The sequence below is a fragment of the Nocardia vulneris genome (assembly GCF_001613425.1).
GTDB classification, from domain to species: domain Bacteria; phylum Actinomycetota; class Actinomycetes; order Mycobacteriales; family Mycobacteriaceae; genus Nocardia; species Nocardia vulneris.
On record NZ_BDCI01000010.1, the window covers coordinates 148,132 to 165,279 of the forward strand.

Annotated in this window: 17 protein-coding genes; 10 read left to right on the forward strand and 7 right to left on the reverse strand. The window is 68.2% G+C overall.

The annotated features are described in order from the left end of the window. Positions 1-161 precede the first annotated feature (161 nt). Positions 162-932: a dienelactone hydrolase family protein gene (locus tag NVU01S_RS14060; RefSeq protein WP_244467270.1), complete on the reverse strand. Its 771-nt coding sequence runs from the start codon at positions 930-932 to the stop codon at positions 162-164. A 258-nt stretch (positions 933-1,190) separates the two neighbouring features. Here NVU01S_RS14060 and NVU01S_RS14065 point away from each other — a divergent pair, with 258 nt between their 5' ends. Beyond that, positions 1,191-1,694: a hypothetical protein gene (locus tag NVU01S_RS14065; RefSeq protein WP_043671500.1), complete on the forward strand. Its 504-nt coding sequence runs from the start codon at positions 1,191-1,193 to the stop codon at positions 1,692-1,694. Between the two features lie 75 nt (positions 1,695-1,769). After that, positions 1,770-2,504 (forward strand): DUF6597 domain-containing transcriptional factor, encoded by a 735-nt coding sequence (locus NVU01S_RS14070; RefSeq protein ID WP_043671502.1) that lies wholly within the window; start codon positions 1,770-1,772, stop codon positions 2,502-2,504. Between the two features lie 6 nt (positions 2,505-2,510). On the opposite strand, the gene NVU01S_RS14075 is transcribed toward NVU01S_RS14070, so the two are convergent. From NVU01S_RS14075 to NVU01S_RS14085, 3 genes are all read right to left on the reverse strand, one after another. Continuing rightward, complete coding sequence (locus tag NVU01S_RS14075; RefSeq protein ID WP_043671504.1) at positions 2,511-2,909, reverse strand: VOC family protein; 399 nt, start codon at positions 2,907-2,909, stop codon at positions 2,511-2,513. A 64-nt stretch (positions 2,910-2,973) separates the two neighbouring features. After that, the gene (locus tag NVU01S_RS14080) at positions 2,974-3,387 is read right to left on the reverse strand and encodes an arsenate reductase ArsC (RefSeq protein WP_043671506.1); all 414 of its coding nucleotides are present in this window, start codon (positions 3,385-3,387) and stop codon (positions 2,974-2,976) included. Positions 3,388-3,755: 368 nt separating this feature from the next. Further along, positions 3,756-4,661, reverse strand: a complete 906-nt coding sequence (locus NVU01S_RS14085; RefSeq protein ID WP_043671508.1) for an oxygenase MpaB family protein — start codon at positions 4,659-4,661, stop codon at positions 3,756-3,758. A 97-nt stretch (positions 4,662-4,758) separates the two neighbouring features. On the opposite strand from NVU01S_RS14085, the gene NVU01S_RS14090 reads away from it, so the two are divergent. After that, positions 4,759-5,511: an SIR2 family NAD-dependent protein deacylase gene (locus NVU01S_RS14090; protein ID WP_043671510.1), complete on the forward strand. Its 753-nt coding sequence runs from the start codon at positions 4,759-4,761 to the stop codon at positions 5,509-5,511. Positions 5,512-5,515: 4 nt separating this feature from the next. Here the strand turns inward: NVU01S_RS14090 and NVU01S_RS14095 are convergent, their stop codons facing one another. Together NVU01S_RS14095 and NVU01S_RS14100 are read right to left on the reverse strand one after the other, a co-directional pair. Then, positions 5,516-6,811 (reverse strand): D-arabinono-1,4-lactone oxidase, encoded by a 1,296-nt coding sequence (locus NVU01S_RS14095; RefSeq protein WP_043671512.1) that lies wholly within the window; start codon positions 6,809-6,811, stop codon positions 5,516-5,518. Between the two features lie 53 nt (positions 6,812-6,864). Beyond that, positions 6,865-7,539: a TetR/AcrR family transcriptional regulator gene (locus NVU01S_RS14100; protein WP_043671585.1), complete on the reverse strand. Its 675-nt coding sequence runs from the start codon at positions 7,537-7,539 to the stop codon at positions 6,865-6,867. Positions 7,540-7,656: 117 nt separating this feature from the next. On the opposite strand from NVU01S_RS14100, the gene NVU01S_RS14105 reads away from it, so the two are divergent. Continuing rightward, positions 7,657-9,156, forward strand: a complete 1,500-nt coding sequence (locus NVU01S_RS14105; RefSeq protein ID WP_042255462.1) for an MFS transporter — start codon at positions 7,657-7,659, stop codon at positions 9,154-9,156. Between the two features lie 235 nt (positions 9,157-9,391). Here NVU01S_RS14105 and NVU01S_RS14110 read toward each other — a convergent pair whose 3' ends face one another. Beyond that, a complete protein-coding gene (locus tag NVU01S_RS14110) occupies positions 9,392-10,567 on the reverse strand; it encodes a lipase family protein (RefSeq protein ID WP_043672613.1) in 1,176 nt (391 codons plus the stop codon). A gap of 524 nt (positions 10,568-11,091) precedes the next feature. Here NVU01S_RS14110 and NVU01S_RS14115 point away from each other — a divergent pair. The 6 genes from NVU01S_RS14115 to NVU01S_RS14140 all read left to right on the forward strand — a co-directional run bounded on the left by NVU01S_RS14115 (position 11,092) and on the right by NVU01S_RS14140 (position 16,682). Further along, positions 11,092-11,433 (forward strand): DUF190 domain-containing protein, encoded by a 342-nt coding sequence (locus NVU01S_RS14115; RefSeq protein ID WP_043672616.1) that lies wholly within the window; start codon positions 11,092-11,094, stop codon positions 11,431-11,433. Then, positions 11,430-11,669 carry a hypothetical protein gene (locus NVU01S_RS14120; protein ID WP_052280725.1) on the forward strand — a complete coding sequence of 80 codons (240 nt, stop codon included), beginning with the start codon at positions 11,430-11,432 and terminating at the stop codon, positions 11,667-11,669. Before NVU01S_RS14115 ends, NVU01S_RS14120 begins: the two co-directional genes overlap by 4 nt. A 47-nt stretch (positions 11,670-11,716) precedes the next feature. After that, entirely contained in the window at positions 11,717-13,357 is a 1,641-nt protein-coding gene (gene pgm, locus NVU01S_RS14125; protein ID WP_042255463.1) for a phosphoglucomutase (alpha-D-glucose-1,6-bisphosphate-dependent), read from the forward strand. After that, the gene (locus NVU01S_RS14130; RefSeq protein WP_043672511.1) at positions 13,350-14,783 is read left to right on the forward strand and encodes an MFS transporter; all 1,434 of its coding nucleotides are present in this window, start codon (positions 13,350-13,352) and stop codon (positions 14,781-14,783) included. Before pgm ends, NVU01S_RS14130 begins: the two co-directional genes overlap by 8 nt. 256 nt (positions 14,784-15,039) lie before the next feature. After that, entirely contained in the window at positions 15,040-15,777 is a 738-nt protein-coding gene (locus NVU01S_RS14135; RefSeq protein WP_052280726.1) for a DsbA family protein, read from the forward strand. Between the two features lie 101 nt (positions 15,778-15,878). Further along, positions 15,879-16,682: an SAM-dependent methyltransferase gene (locus tag NVU01S_RS14140; RefSeq protein ID WP_043672512.1), complete on the forward strand. Its 804-nt coding sequence runs from the start codon at positions 15,879-15,881 to the stop codon at positions 16,680-16,682. Positions 16,683-17,148: the final 466 nt, after the last annotated feature.

Sequence of the window (17,148 nt, forward strand, 5' to 3'; positions counted from 1 at the left end):
TGTGGTCCTCCCGATGATCGCCTACCGAACAACATTAAGCGGAACCGGCGGTAACGGGGAACAGCGGTCCCCGAAAACCGGCCGGTTGGTCGCGTGACGGCACGATCCCGCGGTTGCTGGGGCCGAGGCCGACCCCAGGCGAAACATAGGATGATTCGGACTTATTCCGCGGAGAGCGAACGCCGGAACAATGTCACAAGATCGTCCAGGTGACGTCGGTAGGCGTCCTCTCGGTACACCGGGATGTCCCGCATGGTGAAACCGTGCGGTGCATCGGGGTAGACGACGGAGGTGTACCGCGTGCCCGCGGCGTCCAGTGCCTGCTCGAGGCGGGCGATCTGCTCGGGCGGCATGGACGAATCCTGATCGGCGTGCGCGACGAACACCTCCGCGGTGATGCCCGGCGCCGCGAAGTGCGGGCTGTCCGGCTGGTCCGCGGCGGCGAGGTTGCCGCCGTGGAAGCTGGCCGCGGCGGCGATGCGATCGCCGAACGCCGCGGCGGTGCGCAACGCGAGCCGCCCGCCCATGCAGTAGCCGGTGGTGGCCACTGGGCCTGGGGTCACCGCCGGGGCGGCGGCGAGCCAGTCCAGGTAGTACTGCGCGTCCTGCAGGGCGCCCTCGGGCGTGAGGGCGGCGCGCACCGGCGCCAGCTCGGCGAAGAACGCGGCACCCGCATCCGGCTCGGTGAAGTCCGGCATGGGCAGCACCGGCGCGCGGCCGGTGCGATAGAAGATGTTCGGCGCGAGCACGCTGAAACCTTGCGCCGCAATGGTCTCCACCAGTTCGCGCAGGTAGGGACGCAAGCCGAACGCGTCCATGTAGAGCAGGACGCCGGGGTGGCGGGCGCCGTCGTCCGGATGTGCGAAGTAGGCGTCCGCGGTGCCGTCGGGGAGGGGAATATCGATCGCCTGAAAAGCCACAGGGGAAGTCACCGGAGCGAGTCTACGGAGGAATATCGGCGCCGGTCGACCCGTCATTACCTTGGCAAATTACCGCATATCTCGGCGATTTCGGGCGTGTGTACGCTCCATTCGCCGCTGAAGTTGACATGCTCTCTGTCGGTGCCGTGTACGGCTCCCGAGTGGTCACGTTTCACCAGCGCCCGCGGGGTCCGCGCGATTACGTCACCGTGTTCGATCGCCGATCCGTACCAATCGCCTGGTGAATGGGCGCGACGAGAGGTTTGACTCGTGAAATTGAGCTGGCTGGTGGTTCCGGCGCTGGTCGCCGTTGCGGTGACAGGGTGCTCCGACGACACGTCGACGAGCCCGGAAGCGACCTCGTCGAGTGGTGCGGCGACCTCGAGTTCCGCTGCTCCGGCTGCCGATTCGAACAATGACGACGAAGCGGGCGGTGTGCGAATCGCGCTCGGTGAGACCAAAAAGGTCCCGATTCCCGCCGATGCGGTGATGGATATCCGAGTGCCCGCGGACTGGGGCGCCGCCGCGAATACGTTGCGCTGCACCGCGGTGGACAGTTCCGGCCGGAACGAAGATCTCCGGTCGAGCGACGTGAAAAAGACCGAAACGGTCAATGGCAAGGACTGGGTCACCGTGTGGACGTTTTCGTCCGCGCCCGCCGGTGAGGTCACCGTGGGGTGCAAGGACCCCGACTCGAGCATCGCGGCCGCCCATCCCGCGCCGTTCGTCCGCGTGGTCCCGCGCGGGGTGCTTCCGGTGCCGCCGCAGCGCTGAGCCCGCCTGCCGTTCTCGGCGGTCATGCGCGCGAACGCAGCCGACCCTGTCGGCGGATGCCGGTAGCGTCGAGTCATGAGCGCAGGCGGGTACCGGGAGCGGCCGTCGCGGTTCGCCCCGGCCGTGGCGTGGACCCGCACGGTGACCGCCCGGGACGCCACCGTGCCGGTGTTGCCGGACGGCTGCATGGATCTGCTGTGGGTCGGCGGACGACTGGTGGTGGCCGGACCCGATACCCGGGCTTTCCGGCCGGTGGTCGCGGCCGGTACCCGGTATGCCGGGTTGCGCTTTTTTCCCGGCACCGCGCCCGCCTTGCTCGGGGTGCCCGCGGCGGAACTGCGGGACCAGCGCGTCGAACTGGAGCAGATCTGGTCGTCGGCGTCGGTGCGGCGGTTGGCCGACCAGGTGACCGAAGCGCCGGATCCGCTGGCGGCCATGGAGGCGATCGTCCTGCGGCGCGCCGCCGCGGTGTCGCCGCCCGACCCGGTGCTCCGGCGGGTGGTCTCGGCCTTGGACGCGGGCTGGTCCGTCGGGGCGACCGCGGCGGCGGCGGGGCTCAATGCTCGGCTGCTGCATCGGCGTTCGCTCGCCGCCTTCGGTTACGGGCCCAAGACCCTCGCCCGGGTGCTGCGCCTGCAGCGCGCGCTGGCGCAGGCCCGCGCGGGCATGTCGTTCGCCGCGACCGCGGTCGGCGCCGGTTATGCGGATCAGGCCCATCTGGCGCGCGAGGTCCGAGATCTCACCGGAATGCCCTTGGGGCAGGTGCTCACTCGATCAGGGACCGCCGCGGACCAGGCGAGCGTCGGCTGACCCGTTTCAGTCGGTGGGGAGCGCGGCGTACAGGTCGATGCCGTTGCCGTCCGGGTCGAGCACGACCGCGTATCGCTGGCCCCAGAACGCGTCCCACGGCTTCAGTTCGCCGTGGTAGCCCGCGTCGACCAGATCGGTGTAGACGGCGTCGACTTCGGCGGGATCGGCGCACCGGAAGGCCAAGCCGATCCGGCCCGCGCTCGCCGGGGGTGTCCAGGTGGGGTGGAACGACTTGATCGTGGCCTCGGTGTCCAGGGCCAGCCGCAGTCCGTTCGGCAGGGCCGCCTCGGCATGCGGCGCCGCTTCCGAGCCTTCGGGGAAGTCGAGGCCGAGCCGCCGATAGAACGCGACCGAGGCGCTCATATCGGTGACGACAAGGCCGGCGACGTCGAGTTGAGGAGTCATACCCGAACGGTAGCCAGCCGCGGGCGCCGCAGTCTTGAACGAATCGGACACCGCGGCCGGCCGGTCAGCGGGCCGGGGCGGGCACCAGTTCGGCGATCAGGTTCTCCACCAGGATCCGGATCCGGTCGCGGATGGTGCGCACGACATCGATGGTCTGCTCGGACGGATCCGGCAGGACCCAGTCGCGGTAGCTGATGCCCGGGAAAAAGGGGCAGGCGTCGCCGCAGCCCATGGTCACCACGACATCGGAGAGGCCGACGGCGTCCATGGTGAGCAGCTTGGGGGTGCGGCCCGCGATGTCGATACCGACCTCGGCCATGGCGGCGACCGCGACCGGATTGAGCGCGGCGGCCGGCGCGCTGCCCGCGGTTCTGACCTCGATGCGGTCACCGGCCAGCGCGCTGAGGAACCCGGCGGCCATCTGCGATCTGCCTGCGTTGTGCACGCAGATGAACAGCACGCTGGGCTTGTGCGGCATAGAGGCGCCTTTCGGGGTGAGCTGAGCAAGGGGTATGCGGTGCCGCCGGACCGATCGTCCGGCATGGTGTCGCCGAAACGCTGTCGAAGCGTACGGGATACGTATACCAGCGTGGCGAAGATCGTTACCGCGCACCGGGTCCTCGCTTGCCGCGGCGGGCACGCGCCGCCGGTCGGGCCATCGAAGTTGTTGCTACACAGCAATAATCGGAGCATCGCGGCGGCGGGCGCAACGCGGCCGGTGCAGCTCCGGACCGGTCGGTATTTCCACGGCGCGGGCCGCGCTGTCGTCGCCGACAGCGCGGCCCTGCGGTGGAGTTCATGAAAACCGTTGACCTACAACGGATGAATCGGACTGGTCGAGCTGCCTCAGATCGGCCGGAAATCGATCATCTTGCGCAGCCGCAGCCGGTCTCGCTCCAGCCGCCGCGCTTCGAAGGCGATCGGGAAGTAGCGCACCCGCTCCGGCAGCAGCGGGACCGTGCGCGCGAGCACCCAGCCGAGCGCGCGCAGCTTCCGCTCGTCGGCCGCGGTCCAGGTGAGCCCGAGCTTGTCGCGGGCGACCTCGGGCGTGGTGCCGACGGTCACGAAGTACTGCATCCGCCCGATCGGGGCGGCCGCGCGCCGCCAGAGCGGCGCGAGCACCCGCGGCAGCTGCTTCGGCGGCGCGACCGAGCGGATCACCCGCAGGTAGTCGCGGGCGGTGTCGGTGGCCACCAGGTGGTTGGCCACCTGGTCGGCGAAGAACTGCTCGAACTCTCGATAGTTCGCCGGAATCTGCTTGGGCGGCACCGAGAAATTGCGCATGAGCTGCACCATCTCCTGGTAGACCGCTTCCTTTTCCGCGTCCGTGAGCGGATGGCGGGCGAAGTACCTGGCGTTCTCGGCGAACGCGAAGGTCCCGGTGTGCAACACCCAGGCCCACGGTCCCGCAGACAGCGCCTGGTGCCGGACGCCGTGTGCGTCGGTGGTGTTGAGCGCGGCGTGCATGGTGCGCAGTCGATCGGCCTCGGCGAGCGCCTCTTCGCCGCCGTAGATCCACATCATCACCGATGCGATGCTGCGGACCGCCCGGCCCATCGGGTCGGTGCGGAAGGTGGAGTGCTCGTCGACGACGGCCGAGATGCTCGGCTCCATGGTCTGCAACAGGAACGCCGAGCCCGCGGTCAGCGAGAAGGTGATCAGGCCGGTCTCGTCCCACAGTCGGCTGCCCGGTGCGAACGGGCGGCGGGGTGGCAGCGTCGCCGGGTGGGTGGCTTCGAGGGCGGCGGTCATCGTGATCTCCCTTGATCAGCAGCATTCAGGCGATGAGATAATCAGAGTAACATTCTCTCATCGTCTTTGGGGTGCCTGCGACCTACGCTTGGTTGCTATGACGAGCGAGTGGCGCAGTCGCGACGGCCGGATCGGCGTGCTCACCGGGGCGGGCATCTCTACCGACTCGGGTATTCCCGACTTCCGGGGCCCGCGTGGCGTGTGGACGAAAGACCCGATCGCCGAACTGCTTTCGACCTACGACAGCTACCTGGCCGACCCCGACCTGCGCCGGCGCTCCTGGCTCGCGCGCCGGGACAACCCGGCCTGGCAGGCCCAGCCCAACGCTGCACATCGGGCGCTCGCCGAATTGGCGCGGGCGGGACGGGCGGTCACCCTCATCACCCAGAACATCGACCGGCTGCACCAGCGCGGCGGTTTCCCGCCGGAGCGGGTGATCGAGATCCACGGCAACATGTTCGAGGTGGTCTGCGTCGAATGCGATTACCAGGCCACGATGGCCGACACCCTGGCGCGGGTGGCGGCGGGCGAGGCCGATCCGCCCTGCCCGAACTGCGGCGGCGTGCTGAAAGCCGCCATCATCATGTTCGGCCAGCAGTTGGACCGGCGCGCCGTGACCAAGGCCGCGCTCACCGCGGAAACCAGCGATATCTTCCTCGCGATCGGCAGTTCGTTGCAGGTCGAGCCCGCGGCGTCGATGTGCGCCGTCGCCGTGCAGAACGGGGCCGATCTCGTCATCGTCAATGCCGAACCGACCCCGTACGACTCGATGGCGACCGAACTCGTCCGCGAACCCATCGGCACCGCCGTGCCGCGGTTGGTCGCCGAAATCCTCTCGGCCGGAACGTGATCGGTCAGAGTGGGCCGAGCACGCGCTCGACGTAGCCGTTGCTGAAACGACCCTTCGGATCCAAGCGGCGGCGCACCTCGGCGAAGCGATCCCAGTCGGGGTAGCGCTCGCGCAACGTATCCGCGGTCTGGAAGTGCCGTTTGCCCCAGTGTGGCCTGCCGTCGTATTTGTCGAAAACCGCTTCGCAGGCACGGAAATACGGCTCGTAGTCCATGCCGCGGTACTGATGCACCGCGATGTAGCAGGTCTCGCGGCCGCCCGCGGGGGAGAGGAACGCGTCGTCGGGGGCGACCCAGCGCACCTCGATCGGCATCGGCGTCTCGAAATTGGTGGCCAGCGCTTTGATTTCGCGGATCGCCGCGGCGGAATGCGCGCGCGGGATCGCGTACTCCATCTCGGTGAACCGGACCAGTCGCGGCGAGGCGAACACCCGATAGGACCGATCGACCTGACGGCGATAGCTGCCCGCGTACGCCGCGCCCCGGTGGATCCACGGCACCATGCGCGGTTGCCAGCGGCCCAGTTTGCACAGCGCGTCGAAGGTGTAGTTGGACATCAGGATATCGGCGAACCAGTCGACGGTCTTGCCGCGCGGCTGCTCGGCCAGTTCGACCGGGTTGTTGCGCTTGGTCAGCGCCAGCGGGCTGTGCGCGAACATGTAGAACTCGAAATGCTGGTTGCCGTCGACGTGCGTATCCAGTTCTGCGAGTACGTCTTCCAGCGGGATCGGGCGCTCGACACCCTCGAGCACGAACGACGGCACCATTTGCAACGTCACCGCGGTGACGATGCCGAGTGCGCCCACGCTGACCCTGGCCGCGCGCCAGCCGTCCGGGTCGGTCTCGGCGTTCAGTTCCACCGTGCTGCCGTCGGCGAGCAAAAGTTCGATGGAATGCAGTGCGGCCGAGAGGTTTTGCAGCGTCACGCCGGTGCCGTGGGTGCCGGTCGCGGTCGCGCCCGCGACGGTCTGCACGTCGATATCGCCCAGGTTCGGAAACGCCAGGCCGTGCGCGTGCAGCGCGTTGCTCACCGCTTTGAGCGTGCTGCCCGCCTCCACCCGGACGCGTCCGGTGGCGGTGTCGACGTCGAGGATGCGATCGAGCTTCGACAGGTCGAGCAGGACGCCGTCGGTGAGGACGGCGTCGGTGAACGAGTGCCCGGCTCCGGCGACGCGGACGGTCTGTCCGGCATCGGCTGCGCGACCGAGGATCTCGGCGATGTCGTCAGTGCTGCGCGGCGTCGCCACGATTGCCGGTGCGCACTGCTGATCGCCAGCCCAGTTCACCCATGAGTTGGTCATGTGACCAACTGTAGGGGATGGCCTCCTGATGTGGGCTTTCTATAACGTAGTTGTTACCTTCTGCGGCCCGTGCACGCGCCCTTCGCCTGCTCTACCTCGACGTCGGTGAGCGGCGGTACGAGCAGTTGCTGTCGCGGGGTGCTGTCGGCGCGTACGCCGTTCAGGGCGATCGCCATGTAGCGCTGCCAGACATCGGGATTGACCGACCGGGAGAACTCGGCGATGCCGTCGACCATGTGGATCAGCGCGAAGAAATCGGACGGCTCGACGCCGGGGGCGAGCACGCCGGCCTCGCGGGCCCGATCCACGATGGCGGTCACGGTCGGCTTGATCCGGTCGCGCACCACCACGAAGCGGTCGATGTTGTCCTCTTCCAGTTCGAGCATGACCGAACTGAAGCCGCGGTTCACCGCCATGTGCCGGCAGGCGTACTCGAAGAACTCGACCAGGCCGAACCAGGGATCCGTGTGCCGATAGGCGGCGTCGGCGGCCTCGGCGAACTCTCGCAGGTTCTGCTCGAAGACCTCGGTGATGAGGTCCTTCTTGTTGGCGAACCGGCGGTAGACCGTGCCGACGCCGACGCCGGCGCGCTCGGCGACGTCGTCGAGGGTGATCTCGAGTCCGTGGTCGGCGAACAGCTCGCGCGCGGCGGCGATGATCCGCTGCTGATTACGCGCGGCATCGGCACGCAGGCGGCGGGGCGGAGAAAGTGCCGTGGCGTGATTCACACCCACATCCTAACAAGTATCGGGATTAAGCGGAGGCGTTCTCTCCGTTATGGTGGTAGCTTTTCACGGTAACCGGAGATGCCAACTCCGCATCAATACTCGAGACAAAGGGGACACATGACTACCACGTTCGACCGTGGGGCACCCGCCCCCGCGAAAGCAGACCAGGGCCGTCGCGGCTCGCACGCCCTGCGCTGGTGGGTGCTCGCCACTCTCGGCGTGGCACAGCTCATGGTGGTGCTCGATGCCACCGTCGTGAACATCGCACTGCCCGCCGCGCAGCGCGACCTCGGCTTCACCGACGGGGACCGGCAGTGGGTCGTCACCGGTTACGCGCTCGCGTTCGGCAGCCTGTTGCTGCTCGGTGGTCGCCTCAGTGACCTGTTCGGCCGCCGCAACACCTTCATCATCGGCCTGATCGGCTTCGCCGGCGCCTCCGCCGTCGGCGGCGCGGCCACCAGCTTCGAGATGCTGGTCGCGGCTCGCGTCGGGCAGGGCGTCTTCGGCGCACTGCTGGCGCCCGCGGCGCTCTCGCTGCTCACCGTGACCTTCACCGAACCGTCCGAGCGCGCCAAGGCCTTCGGCATCTTCGGTGCGGTCGCCGGCGCCGGTGGCGCGATCGGCCTGCTGCTCGGCGGCATGCTCACCGAATGGGCCAACTGGCGCTGGGTGATGTTCGTCAACCTCGCGTTCGCTGCCGTCGCCCTGGTCGGCGCGGTGCTGCTGCTGGCCAAGCACGTCACCAACGAGCGGCCCAAGCTCGACATCCCCGGCACCGTCGTGGTGACCGCGGCGCTGTTCGGCATCGTGTACGGCTTCTCCCACGCCGAGTCGACCAGCTGGACGAACCCGGTCACGCTGGCCTTCCTCATCGGCGGTGCGGTGCTGCTCGCGGCGTTCGTGGTGATCGAGAGCCGGGTCGCGCATCCGTTGCTGCCGCTGCGGATCGTGCTGGACCGCACCCGTGGCGGTTCGTTCCTGACCGTGTTCGTCATGGGCATCGGCATGTTCGCGATCTTCCTGTTCCTCACCTACTACATGCAGTTGAGCATGGGTTACTCGCCGATCAAGACCGGTCTGGCGTTCCTGCCGATGGTCGCGGCGATGGTCGTCTCGTCCACCACCGTGCCCTCGCTGGTGCTGCCCAAGCTCGGCCCGAAGATCGTGATGGCGGGCGGATTCCTGATCGCGGCCGGCGGCATGGCCTGGCTGACCCAGATCGGCCTGGACACCGGCTACTCCTCGCACATCCTGCCCGCGCTGATCCTGCTCGGTCTCGGCCTCGGTGGCGCGATGTCGACCGCGTTCCAGGGCGCAACCGCCGGTGTGCACCACGAGGACGCCGGCGTGGCCTCGGCCATGATCAACACCAGCCAGCAGGTCGGTGGCTCGATCGGCACCGCGCTACTGAGCACGATCGCCGCCTCGGCCGCCACGGACTACCTGTCCTCGCGCACGCCGGACCCGCTGACCGTCGCGCAGTCCGCGATCGAGAGCTACACCACCAGCTTCTGGTGGGCGACCGCGATCTTCGTGGCCGGCGCGGTGATCACCGCCGTGCTGATGCCGAACACGGTGCCCGCTCCGTCGGAAGGCGAGCCGGTCATCGTGCACTGAGTTGTTGGCCGCGTGGCCGCGGCGGGTTCGCGGCCCCTGGTGTCTCGCGGCCGAGCGGTCGAGACTTGCGCCTGCGGCGCGTGCGCTTCGACCGCTCGGCCGCGAGACGGCCGCGAACGGGTCGCTCGTAAGGCTCGCTCCGTGGTGCGGCTTCAGATGGATCGTTTCGATAGGGCTTTGCAGCACAGCGCCCGCGTTCTAGGTGAACGCGGGCGCTGTGTCGTCTGCAGGTGGTTCAGCAGTTACTGGGGGCGGGGAGGCCGGCGAAGCGGTCGCCGAGGTAGGTGAACGCTTGGGGGGCGCCTGCGGCGATCGCGGTGCCGTGGTCGGCGCCCGGCACCATGTTGAGCAGCACGGGAACGCCTGCGGCGCAGTAGCGTCCGAGCACGTCGCGCACGAGTTGCGGCGAGACCTGATCGTTCGCGCCGTGCCACTCGTAGATCGGCGTACGCGGGACGCCCGGGTAGATCTCGATGCTGTTCTCGTGCAGGATGCGCGCCACCGTCGGGTCGGCGTACATATCGCCGAAGAAGACGTCGCCGAAGCTCTTGTTGGCGCCCGCGTTGATGATCTCCTGGGTGCACGCGTTGGCGAGCTGGCTGCGCAACGCCAGGCCGGCCGGGTTCAGCACCTGGTCCATCGGCAGTTCGCCCGGGTATTCGCGCTCGAGGCCGATGGCGGCCGCGAACCCGAGCCCGAACAGCGGGCTCGGCTGCATGCCGACGTCGAGTGCCAGCTTGCCGATGTTCATCGGGACACCACCCTGGGCGGCGCCGACGATGTTCAACTCCGGCGCGTACTCGGGGGCCAGCGCCGCGGCGAAACCGGTCGCCATGCCGCCGCCCGAGTAGCCGGCCATGCCCACCGGGCTGAGCCGCAGATCCGCCGGGCCGAAACGCTGTACGGCGCGGATGCCGTCGAGAGTCAGCCTGCCGCCGAGCTTCGCGGCGCCGTAGGAGCTCATCGGTCCGAGATGATCCGGCACGGCCACCGCCCAGCCCCGGGCGAGCAGCAGGTTCAGCGCGGGCGCCTCCTGCATGGTGCCGTTGAAGATGCTGTGCGAGGGCGCGCACTGCAGGCCCAGCGAGTTGACGAACGGCTGGTAGGACACCAGCGGCCGGTTCATGCCACCGCCCGGGGGCAGCAGCAGGGTGGTCATCGCGGCGATCGGATCGCCTGCCGAATTGCTCGACCGGTACAGCAGCTGCCACGCGGACGCGCCGGGGAATCCGTTCGCGGCCACCGGCCTGCTGCGGATCACGTCACCGGGCTGGAAGTTTCCGACATCCGGTGGTGCCCAATAGAACCCGTCGCCGTCGGCGACCGGGTAGATCGGCGCGGCCACCGCCGGTGCCACGTGACCGAGTCCGGCCGCCGCCACCGCGAGTGCCGCGAGGGAGAGTCGCCGCAGTGACCGGCGGACGCCTAGCCGTCTGCCGGATATTTGCTGATGACCCGCTCGGCGTGCTGCCTTCGCCGTCGGGTGCGCATTCGGTTGTGCCCGCTGTGCCGCCATCGTTGCTCCGACCTGAGAGGTGAAGTGGGGGGAGACAACTTCGGCCAAACCTTCAGGCCATTCGTACGCGGAACTGGCCGGGATGTCAATGAACAACACTGTTCGCAGTCTTCGCGCGGGTGGGGTGCGGCTGAACGGACCGTCCGGTCCAACCGATAACATTGCCTGGATACGGTAAATGTCATGGGATGCATTGCCATCGGGATCCTGATGGTTCCGCACCCCGCGGGATGGGTAGCCCACAGACTGCTGCGTCCCGTTCTCCGGATCGGAGTGCTCGGCGGCTGCACTACTTCACCTACTGCCTCACGGTTCGTAGACTGCTCGGATCGGGTGGCTCGGGGGGATCGGTAGTGGCGTCGCCGGGGGACATCTGGCACGACTCGGCGGTCGACGGCGCGACGAAAGGGGGCCTGGGCATGAATGAAGCGGGACAGTGGCAGCCGGCGGCGCGGTTGACGGTGTTACTGGACGAAGACGACAAATGGCGACACACGCCCCTGTATGCCGAGATAGTCAGCCGGGCCCGGGACACCGGTCTCGCCGGCGCGAGCGTCTGGCGCGGCATCGAAGGCTACGGCGCGTCCTCGCGCATCCACACCACGCGCATTCTGGACATGGCCGATCACTTGCCGCTGGTGCTGATGCTCGTCGACGAACCGGAGCGGTTGCGCGCGTTCGTCGAGCAGAACGCGGAACTGTTCACCACCATCAACGTCGCGCTCTCGCCACTGGAGCTGTGGCAGGGAGCCGCCCGATGACACTGCCGTACCACCCCCTGGACCGTGCCGTAGCAGCACGTTTCGAGGCTCTGCTGCCACTTGGGGCACCGACCGTTAACATTGTCGGTTCGGCGCTGCTCGGTGGACTGGTCGGCGCGGGTGCGGGCAACTGGCTGCCGGCCGCCGCCGGTTTTCGCGGCGCGCTGATCACGTTCAGCACAAGCCTCGTCGCGGTATTCGCCGCGGCGTCGACGACACAGTGGTTGTGGACATGATCCTGATGACGAGCAGGGCGCAGCCGATACGGAAGGGAGACCCGAGCATGGCCCATGATCGAGCAGGGCGACTCGCGCGTCCCACCGACCTGGAGGACATCGCCCACCTGGTCACGGCCTATTACAGTCGCATCCCGGATCCGTCCGATCCGGCGCAGCAGGTGGTGTTCGGCACCTCCGGCCATCGCGGCTCGAGCCTGGACACCGCCTTCAACGAGGCGCATATCCTCGCGATCACCCAGTCGATCGTGGAATACCGTGCGACGCGCGGGATTACCGGCCCGGTGTATCTGGCCAGGGACACGCACGCGCTGTCGGAGCCCGCGCTGGTCACCGCGCTCGAGGTGCTCGCCGCCAACGACGTGGTGGCGATGATCGACGCCAGGGATCGGTACACGCCGACGCCCGCGCTGAGTCATGCTGTGCTGCGCCACAATCGGGGCGGCACCAAGCACCAGGCCGACGGCATCGTGATCACGCCGTCGCACAACCCGCCGCGCGACGGCGGCTTCAAATACAACCCGCCGCACGGCGGCCCGGCCGACAACACCGCCACCGACGCCATCGCCGCGCGAGCCAACGAACTGCTGCGCAGCGGCCTGTCCGGGATCAAGCGGACCACGCTGCAGCACGCGCTGGAGACCAACGTCCAGCGCTACGACTACCTCGACCACTACATCGCCGATCTGCCGAACGTGTTGAACCTGGACGCGATTCGCGGCGCGGGCATCCGGCTCGGCGCCGACCCGATGGGCGGGGCGAGCGTCGACTACTGGGAGGAGATCGGGCAGCGCTACGACCTCGAGCTCGAGGTTGTCAACCCGTTCGTCGACCCCACTTGGCGCTTCATGACGCTGGACAGCGACGGCAAGATCCGGATGGATCCGTCCTCGCGGTACGCGATGGCCTCGCTCATCGCGATCAAGGACGACTACGACCTGTCCACCGGCAACGACGCCGACGCCGACCGGCACGGCATCGTCACCCCCGACGGCGGGCTGATGAACCCGAACCACTTCCTCGCGGTCGCCATCGAATACCTGGTCGCGAACCGGATGGGCTGGGACGCGCTCACCAAGATCGGCAAGACGGTGGTCACCTCGTCGATGATCGACCGGGTGGTCGGCGTGCTCGGCCGCGACGTGCACGAGGTGCCCGTCGGGTTCAAGTTCTTCGTGCCCGGATTGTTCAGCGGCAGTCTCGCTTTCGGCGGTGAGGAGAGCGCGGGCGCCTCGTTCCTGCGGATGGACGGCACCGTCTGGACCACCGACAAGGACGGCATCCTGCTCGCACTGCTCGCCGCCGAGATCGCCGCGGTCACCGGCCAGAGCCCGTCGGCGCGGTACGTCGAACTCGAAAAGCGGTACGGCACTCCGGCCTACGCGCGGATCGACGCCGCCGCGACTCCGGAACAGAAAGCACTGCTGGCGAAGTTGACTCCGGACATGATCACCACCAAGGAGATCGCCGGTGAGCCCATCACGTCCGTGCTCACCAGGGCGAAAGGAAACGGCGCGCCGCTGGGCGGCCTCAAGGTGACCACCGAGAACGCCTGGTTCGCTGCCCGCCCGTCGGGTACCGAGGACAAATACAAGATCTACGCGGAGTCGTTCCACGGTCCCGAGCATCTGGCGCAGGTGCAGGCGGCCGCGGAGGAAGTGGTGGGACAGGCGCTATCCGGTGAGTGACGGATCGGCGAGCGGTAGCTCGAGCAACCGTCCCGAAGCCCTCCCCATCGAGATCTGGGTGCTCGTCGGCGGCGCGTTCGTCATCGCCATCGGGTTCGGTTTGGTCGCGCCGGTGCTGCCGCAGTTCGCGCGCAGCTTCGGGGTCGGGGTGGCGGCGGCATCGGCGATCGTGAGCGCGTTCGCGCTGATGCGGTTGCTCTTCGCGCCGCTGAGCGGACGGCTGGTGCAGCGGCTGGGCGAGCGGTCGGTGTATCTCGGCGGCCTGCTGATCGTCGCGGTCTCCACCGGTGCCAGCGCACTGGCCCAAAGCTACTGGCAGCTGATGGTTCTGCGGTCGCTCGGCGGGATCGGGTCGACCATGTTCACGGTGTCCTCGCTGGCGCTGGTGATCCGGATGTCGCCGCCCGCCGCGCGCGGACGGGTGTCCGGACTGTGGTCGACCAGCTTCCTGATCGGGTCGGTCAGCGGGCCGCTGGTCGGTGGTGCGCTGTCCGGGCTCGGGCTGCGGATGCCGTTCGTGATCTACGCGGTCGCGCTGCTGGCGGTGACCGTCGCGGTGTATCTGGCGCTGCGCGATTCGCAGCTCGCCGCCCCCGAACCCGTTGGCGGCGTGCGGATGATGTCGTTCCGGGAGGCGTGGGCGCGGTCGGAGTATCGCGCGGTGCTGTGGTCCAACTTCGCCAACGGTGCGGCGATCTTCGGTGTGCGGATGGCGTTGGTGCCCCTGCTGGTCGTGGAGGTGCTGCACCAGACGCCGGGCATGGCCGGGGTGGCGTTGACCGTGTTCGCCGCGGGCAATGTCGCGGTGCTCTTCCTCGCCGGCCGGTACTCGGATCGCCTGGGGCGCAAACCTTTTCTGATCGCGGGATCGCTGGTGTGCGCGGTGGGCACGGCCGGACTCGGCATCGCCGACACCCTGCCGTGGCTGCTCATCACGTCGTTCGTGGCCGGGCTCGGGGCGGGCATGTTCACTCCGACGCAGCAGGCCGCGGTCGCCGACATCATCGGGCCGAACGCGCGCGGCGGACCGGTGCTGGCCGGCTTCCAGATGGCGGCCGACTTCGGCACCGTGCTCGGGCCCGTCGCGGTCGGTGCGCTGGCGCAGCAGGCGTCCTACGGGCTGGCGCTGGCCGTGACCGGCGCGCTGCTCGCCGTCGCGGCCGTCGGGTGGGCGATCGTGCCGGAGCCGCTGCGCAAGCGGGCCGCCGAGGAAACGGTCGAGTGTGACCACCTCTGTGGTGCGGACGGCGCCGATCATCAGTTGTCGGCGCGCGGGGACAAGGTGGATCAGGCGGTGAGTGAGGTCGCGGGTGCGCCCGTCGCGGACAGTGCGGTGCCGCCGGTCGCCGAACCCGCTGTTACCGAACAGGACCGGGTGCAGCGCACGGATGCGGACAGATCGCACGGTGCCACCCCGGCTCGATGAGGAGCGGCGGGGTGTGACTCCCGGTCGGTCTGTTCGCGTAGCGCGCTGACGGGCGATGGGTTGTCGCCGCGTGCGGGGGGTTACGTGTCTGTTCGTGTAGCGCGTCGATGGGCGATGGGGGGTCGCCGCGTGCGGAGGTCACCTTTCTGTTCGCGCAGCGGGCTGACGGGCGATCGGTGGTCGCGGCGTGTGGGGGTCATCGCAGCGTATTGGGGGTGGCGCGCCGGTGTCACGGGCGTTGCGGCAGAGTGTGGGGGTGAGCGAATCGCGTTCGAACTACACCCCGCGGCCCATGTCCAGCAAGACCACGTACGCGCTGGGGGCGGTGGCCCTCGCGTTGATCGCGGTGATCGTCGTCGCGGCGATCAACTGGGGGCACGACGAGGCGAGCGTGCGCAACGACGGGTACGGGCCGGTGCGGGACGCCTCGGTCCGGGCACAGTTGGAACCGAACGGTTCGATTCTGCTCGGGCGTATCGACGCCAAGAAGACGATCGATATCTTCGAAGATCCGCTCTGCCCCGGCTGCGGAAACCTGGAACGCATCTACGGTCAGGAGATCGCGCAGCAGATCGATGGGGGCAAGCTGGCCGTGCGTTACCGGCTGGTCAACTTCCTGGATGCCCGTTCGCGGAGCAAGGACTATTCCAGCCGGGCAGTGGCCGCGAATCAGTGTGTCGCTGAGGGCGGTTCGGGCCCGGTGTACTCTAAGTTCCATATGGAACTGTTCACCACCAAGCGACCGAGCGAGGGCGGTGCGGATCTGAGCAACGACGAACTCGCTGCGCTCGCCCGGGTCTCGGGCGCGCCGGAGTCGCAGTTGCAGTGCATAGCCACCGGTGCCCGGGTCGACGAGGCCAAGGTCACCGCCACCGCCGCGACCGCGGCGCTCGGCGAGGCGCTCGACGGCACAGCGGCAACCCCCGCGGTGTTCGACGGCAAGACGAAGATCGATGTGAGCAACGCGGACTGGGTGGAAGTTCTGACCCGGTAGTAGTGAGTGCCCGATTGTGTCATTGGCCCGCGCCGCATGTGGCTGTGTAGCTAGGCTTTTCGAAGACGGTCAATTGTCCGAGTCCGCCCGAAGGATGAACGATGACGAGTTCCGAGTCGGCGCCTGTTGAATTCGACGTGAGCAAGCCGAGCATCTCGAGAGTCTACGACGCGCTACTCGGTGGTAAGGACTTTTACCCGTCCGACGAGCGAGTCATCGAGCATCTCCGGCAAACGATGCCCGAAGTGGACGAACTGGCACGGCTGAATCGCGCCGTACTCGGTCGCGGCGTCAAATACCTGGCGGGAAAAGCGGGCCTGAAACAGTACCTCGACCTCGGCGCCGGACTGCCCACCATGGAGAACACGCATCAGGTGGCGCAGGCGTTCCAGCCGGACGCAAAGGTCGTCTATGTCGACAAGGATCCGATCGTGTTGGCGCACGGGCGGGCATTACTCGGTGACAACGGTCAAACTCGAGTCATCACCGCCGATTTGCGCGATCCGGCGGCCGTACTGGCACATCCCGATGTGCAGCGGATGATCGATTTCGCCGAACCCGTGGCGGTCATGCTCGTCGGCATGCTGCACCACCTACACGACGACGAAGATCCGGAAGGCGTTGTCGACGGATATATGGACGCGGTACCGGTCGGCAGCTATTTGTTCATCACGCACTTCCTCGACAACGGCCCGGAATCGCAGGCGCTGGAGAAGTCGTTCCTCGAATTCCTCGGCACCGGGCGCTTCCGGACCGAAGCCGAGATCGTCCGGTTGTTCCGTGGTTTCGATCTCGTCGAGCCCGGCCTGGTGCCGCTGAGCAATTGGCAGCCGGACACTATCGTGCGCGATCCTCTCCCCTTGGTCGAGCAGATCATCGTCGGCGGGATAGCCGTCAAGTCCTGAGTCCGAGGGGCCGAGCCGGACGCACCACCCGCCACGGCCCGGCCCGCCCGGCGCGCGATCCGACTCCCAGAGTTCCCCGGGACCGCGGCGCCGAGCATTCGGGTGGTTTCCCAGTGCGCCCAGTGGGTTTCGTCGGCAACCGGTTCGTTCCAAGGCATCCTGTCGGGTGCAGGGCGCCGGTTGGTTCTGCGGCATCCGGTTGGTTCCGGGGCCGAGCCGTCGAACGCTGTCGAGGGCTCGGCCCGCTCGACGGGCGATCCGGCTTCCCCAGCCGACCGGATAGCCGCGGTCGAGCATTCGGTTGGTCTGTGCGGTGTGCGCTGTTGTGCGGCCGAAAGTTTCGTTGTTGGGCCGGGCCGGCGACTCCACCAGTCGCCGGCCCGGCCTGCTCGACGGCGCCGTCCCGGCTTCCCCAGTAACCCGGGACTGCTGCGCATCGAGATTTCGGGTGGTCGGTGGGCGTGGC

Coding starts and splice junctions, on each gene's coding strand:
- NVU01S_RS14115 (WP_043672616.1), top strand. CDS start 11,092: ATGAATGAAGCGGGACAGTGGCAGCCGGCGGCGCGGTTGACGGTGTTA.
- pgm (WP_042255463.1), top strand. CDS start 11,717: ATGGCCCATGATCGAGCAGGGCGACTCGCGCGTCCCACCGACCTGGAG.
- NVU01S_RS14085 (WP_043671508.1), bottom strand. CDS start 4,661: ATGACCGCCGCCCTCGAAGCCACCCACCCGGCGACGCTGCCACCCCGC.
- NVU01S_RS14120 (WP_052280725.1), top strand. CDS start 11,430: ATGACACTGCCGTACCACCCCCTGGACCGTGCCGTAGCAGCACGTTTC.
- NVU01S_RS14105 (WP_042255462.1), top strand. CDS start 7,657: ATGACTACCACGTTCGACCGTGGGGCACCCGCCCCCGCGAAAGCAGAC.
- NVU01S_RS14090 (WP_043671510.1), top strand. CDS start 4,759: ATGACGAGCGAGTGGCGCAGTCGCGACGGCCGGATCGGCGTGCTCACC.
- NVU01S_RS14075 (WP_043671504.1), bottom strand. CDS start 2,909: ATGACTCCTCAACTCGACGTCGCCGGCCTTGTCGTCACCGATATGAGC.
- NVU01S_RS14070 (WP_043671502.1), top strand. CDS start 1,770: ATGAGCGCAGGCGGGTACCGGGAGCGGCCGTCGCGGTTCGCCCCGGCC.
- NVU01S_RS14140 (WP_043672512.1), top strand. CDS start 15,879: ATGACGAGTTCCGAGTCGGCGCCTGTTGAATTCGACGTGAGCAAGCCG.
- NVU01S_RS14095 (WP_043671512.1), bottom strand. CDS start 6,811: ATGACCAACTCATGGGTGAACTGGGCTGGCGATCAGCAGTGCGCACCG.
- NVU01S_RS14080 (WP_043671506.1), bottom strand. CDS start 3,387: ATGCCGCACAAGCCCAGCGTGCTGTTCATCTGCGTGCACAACGCAGGC.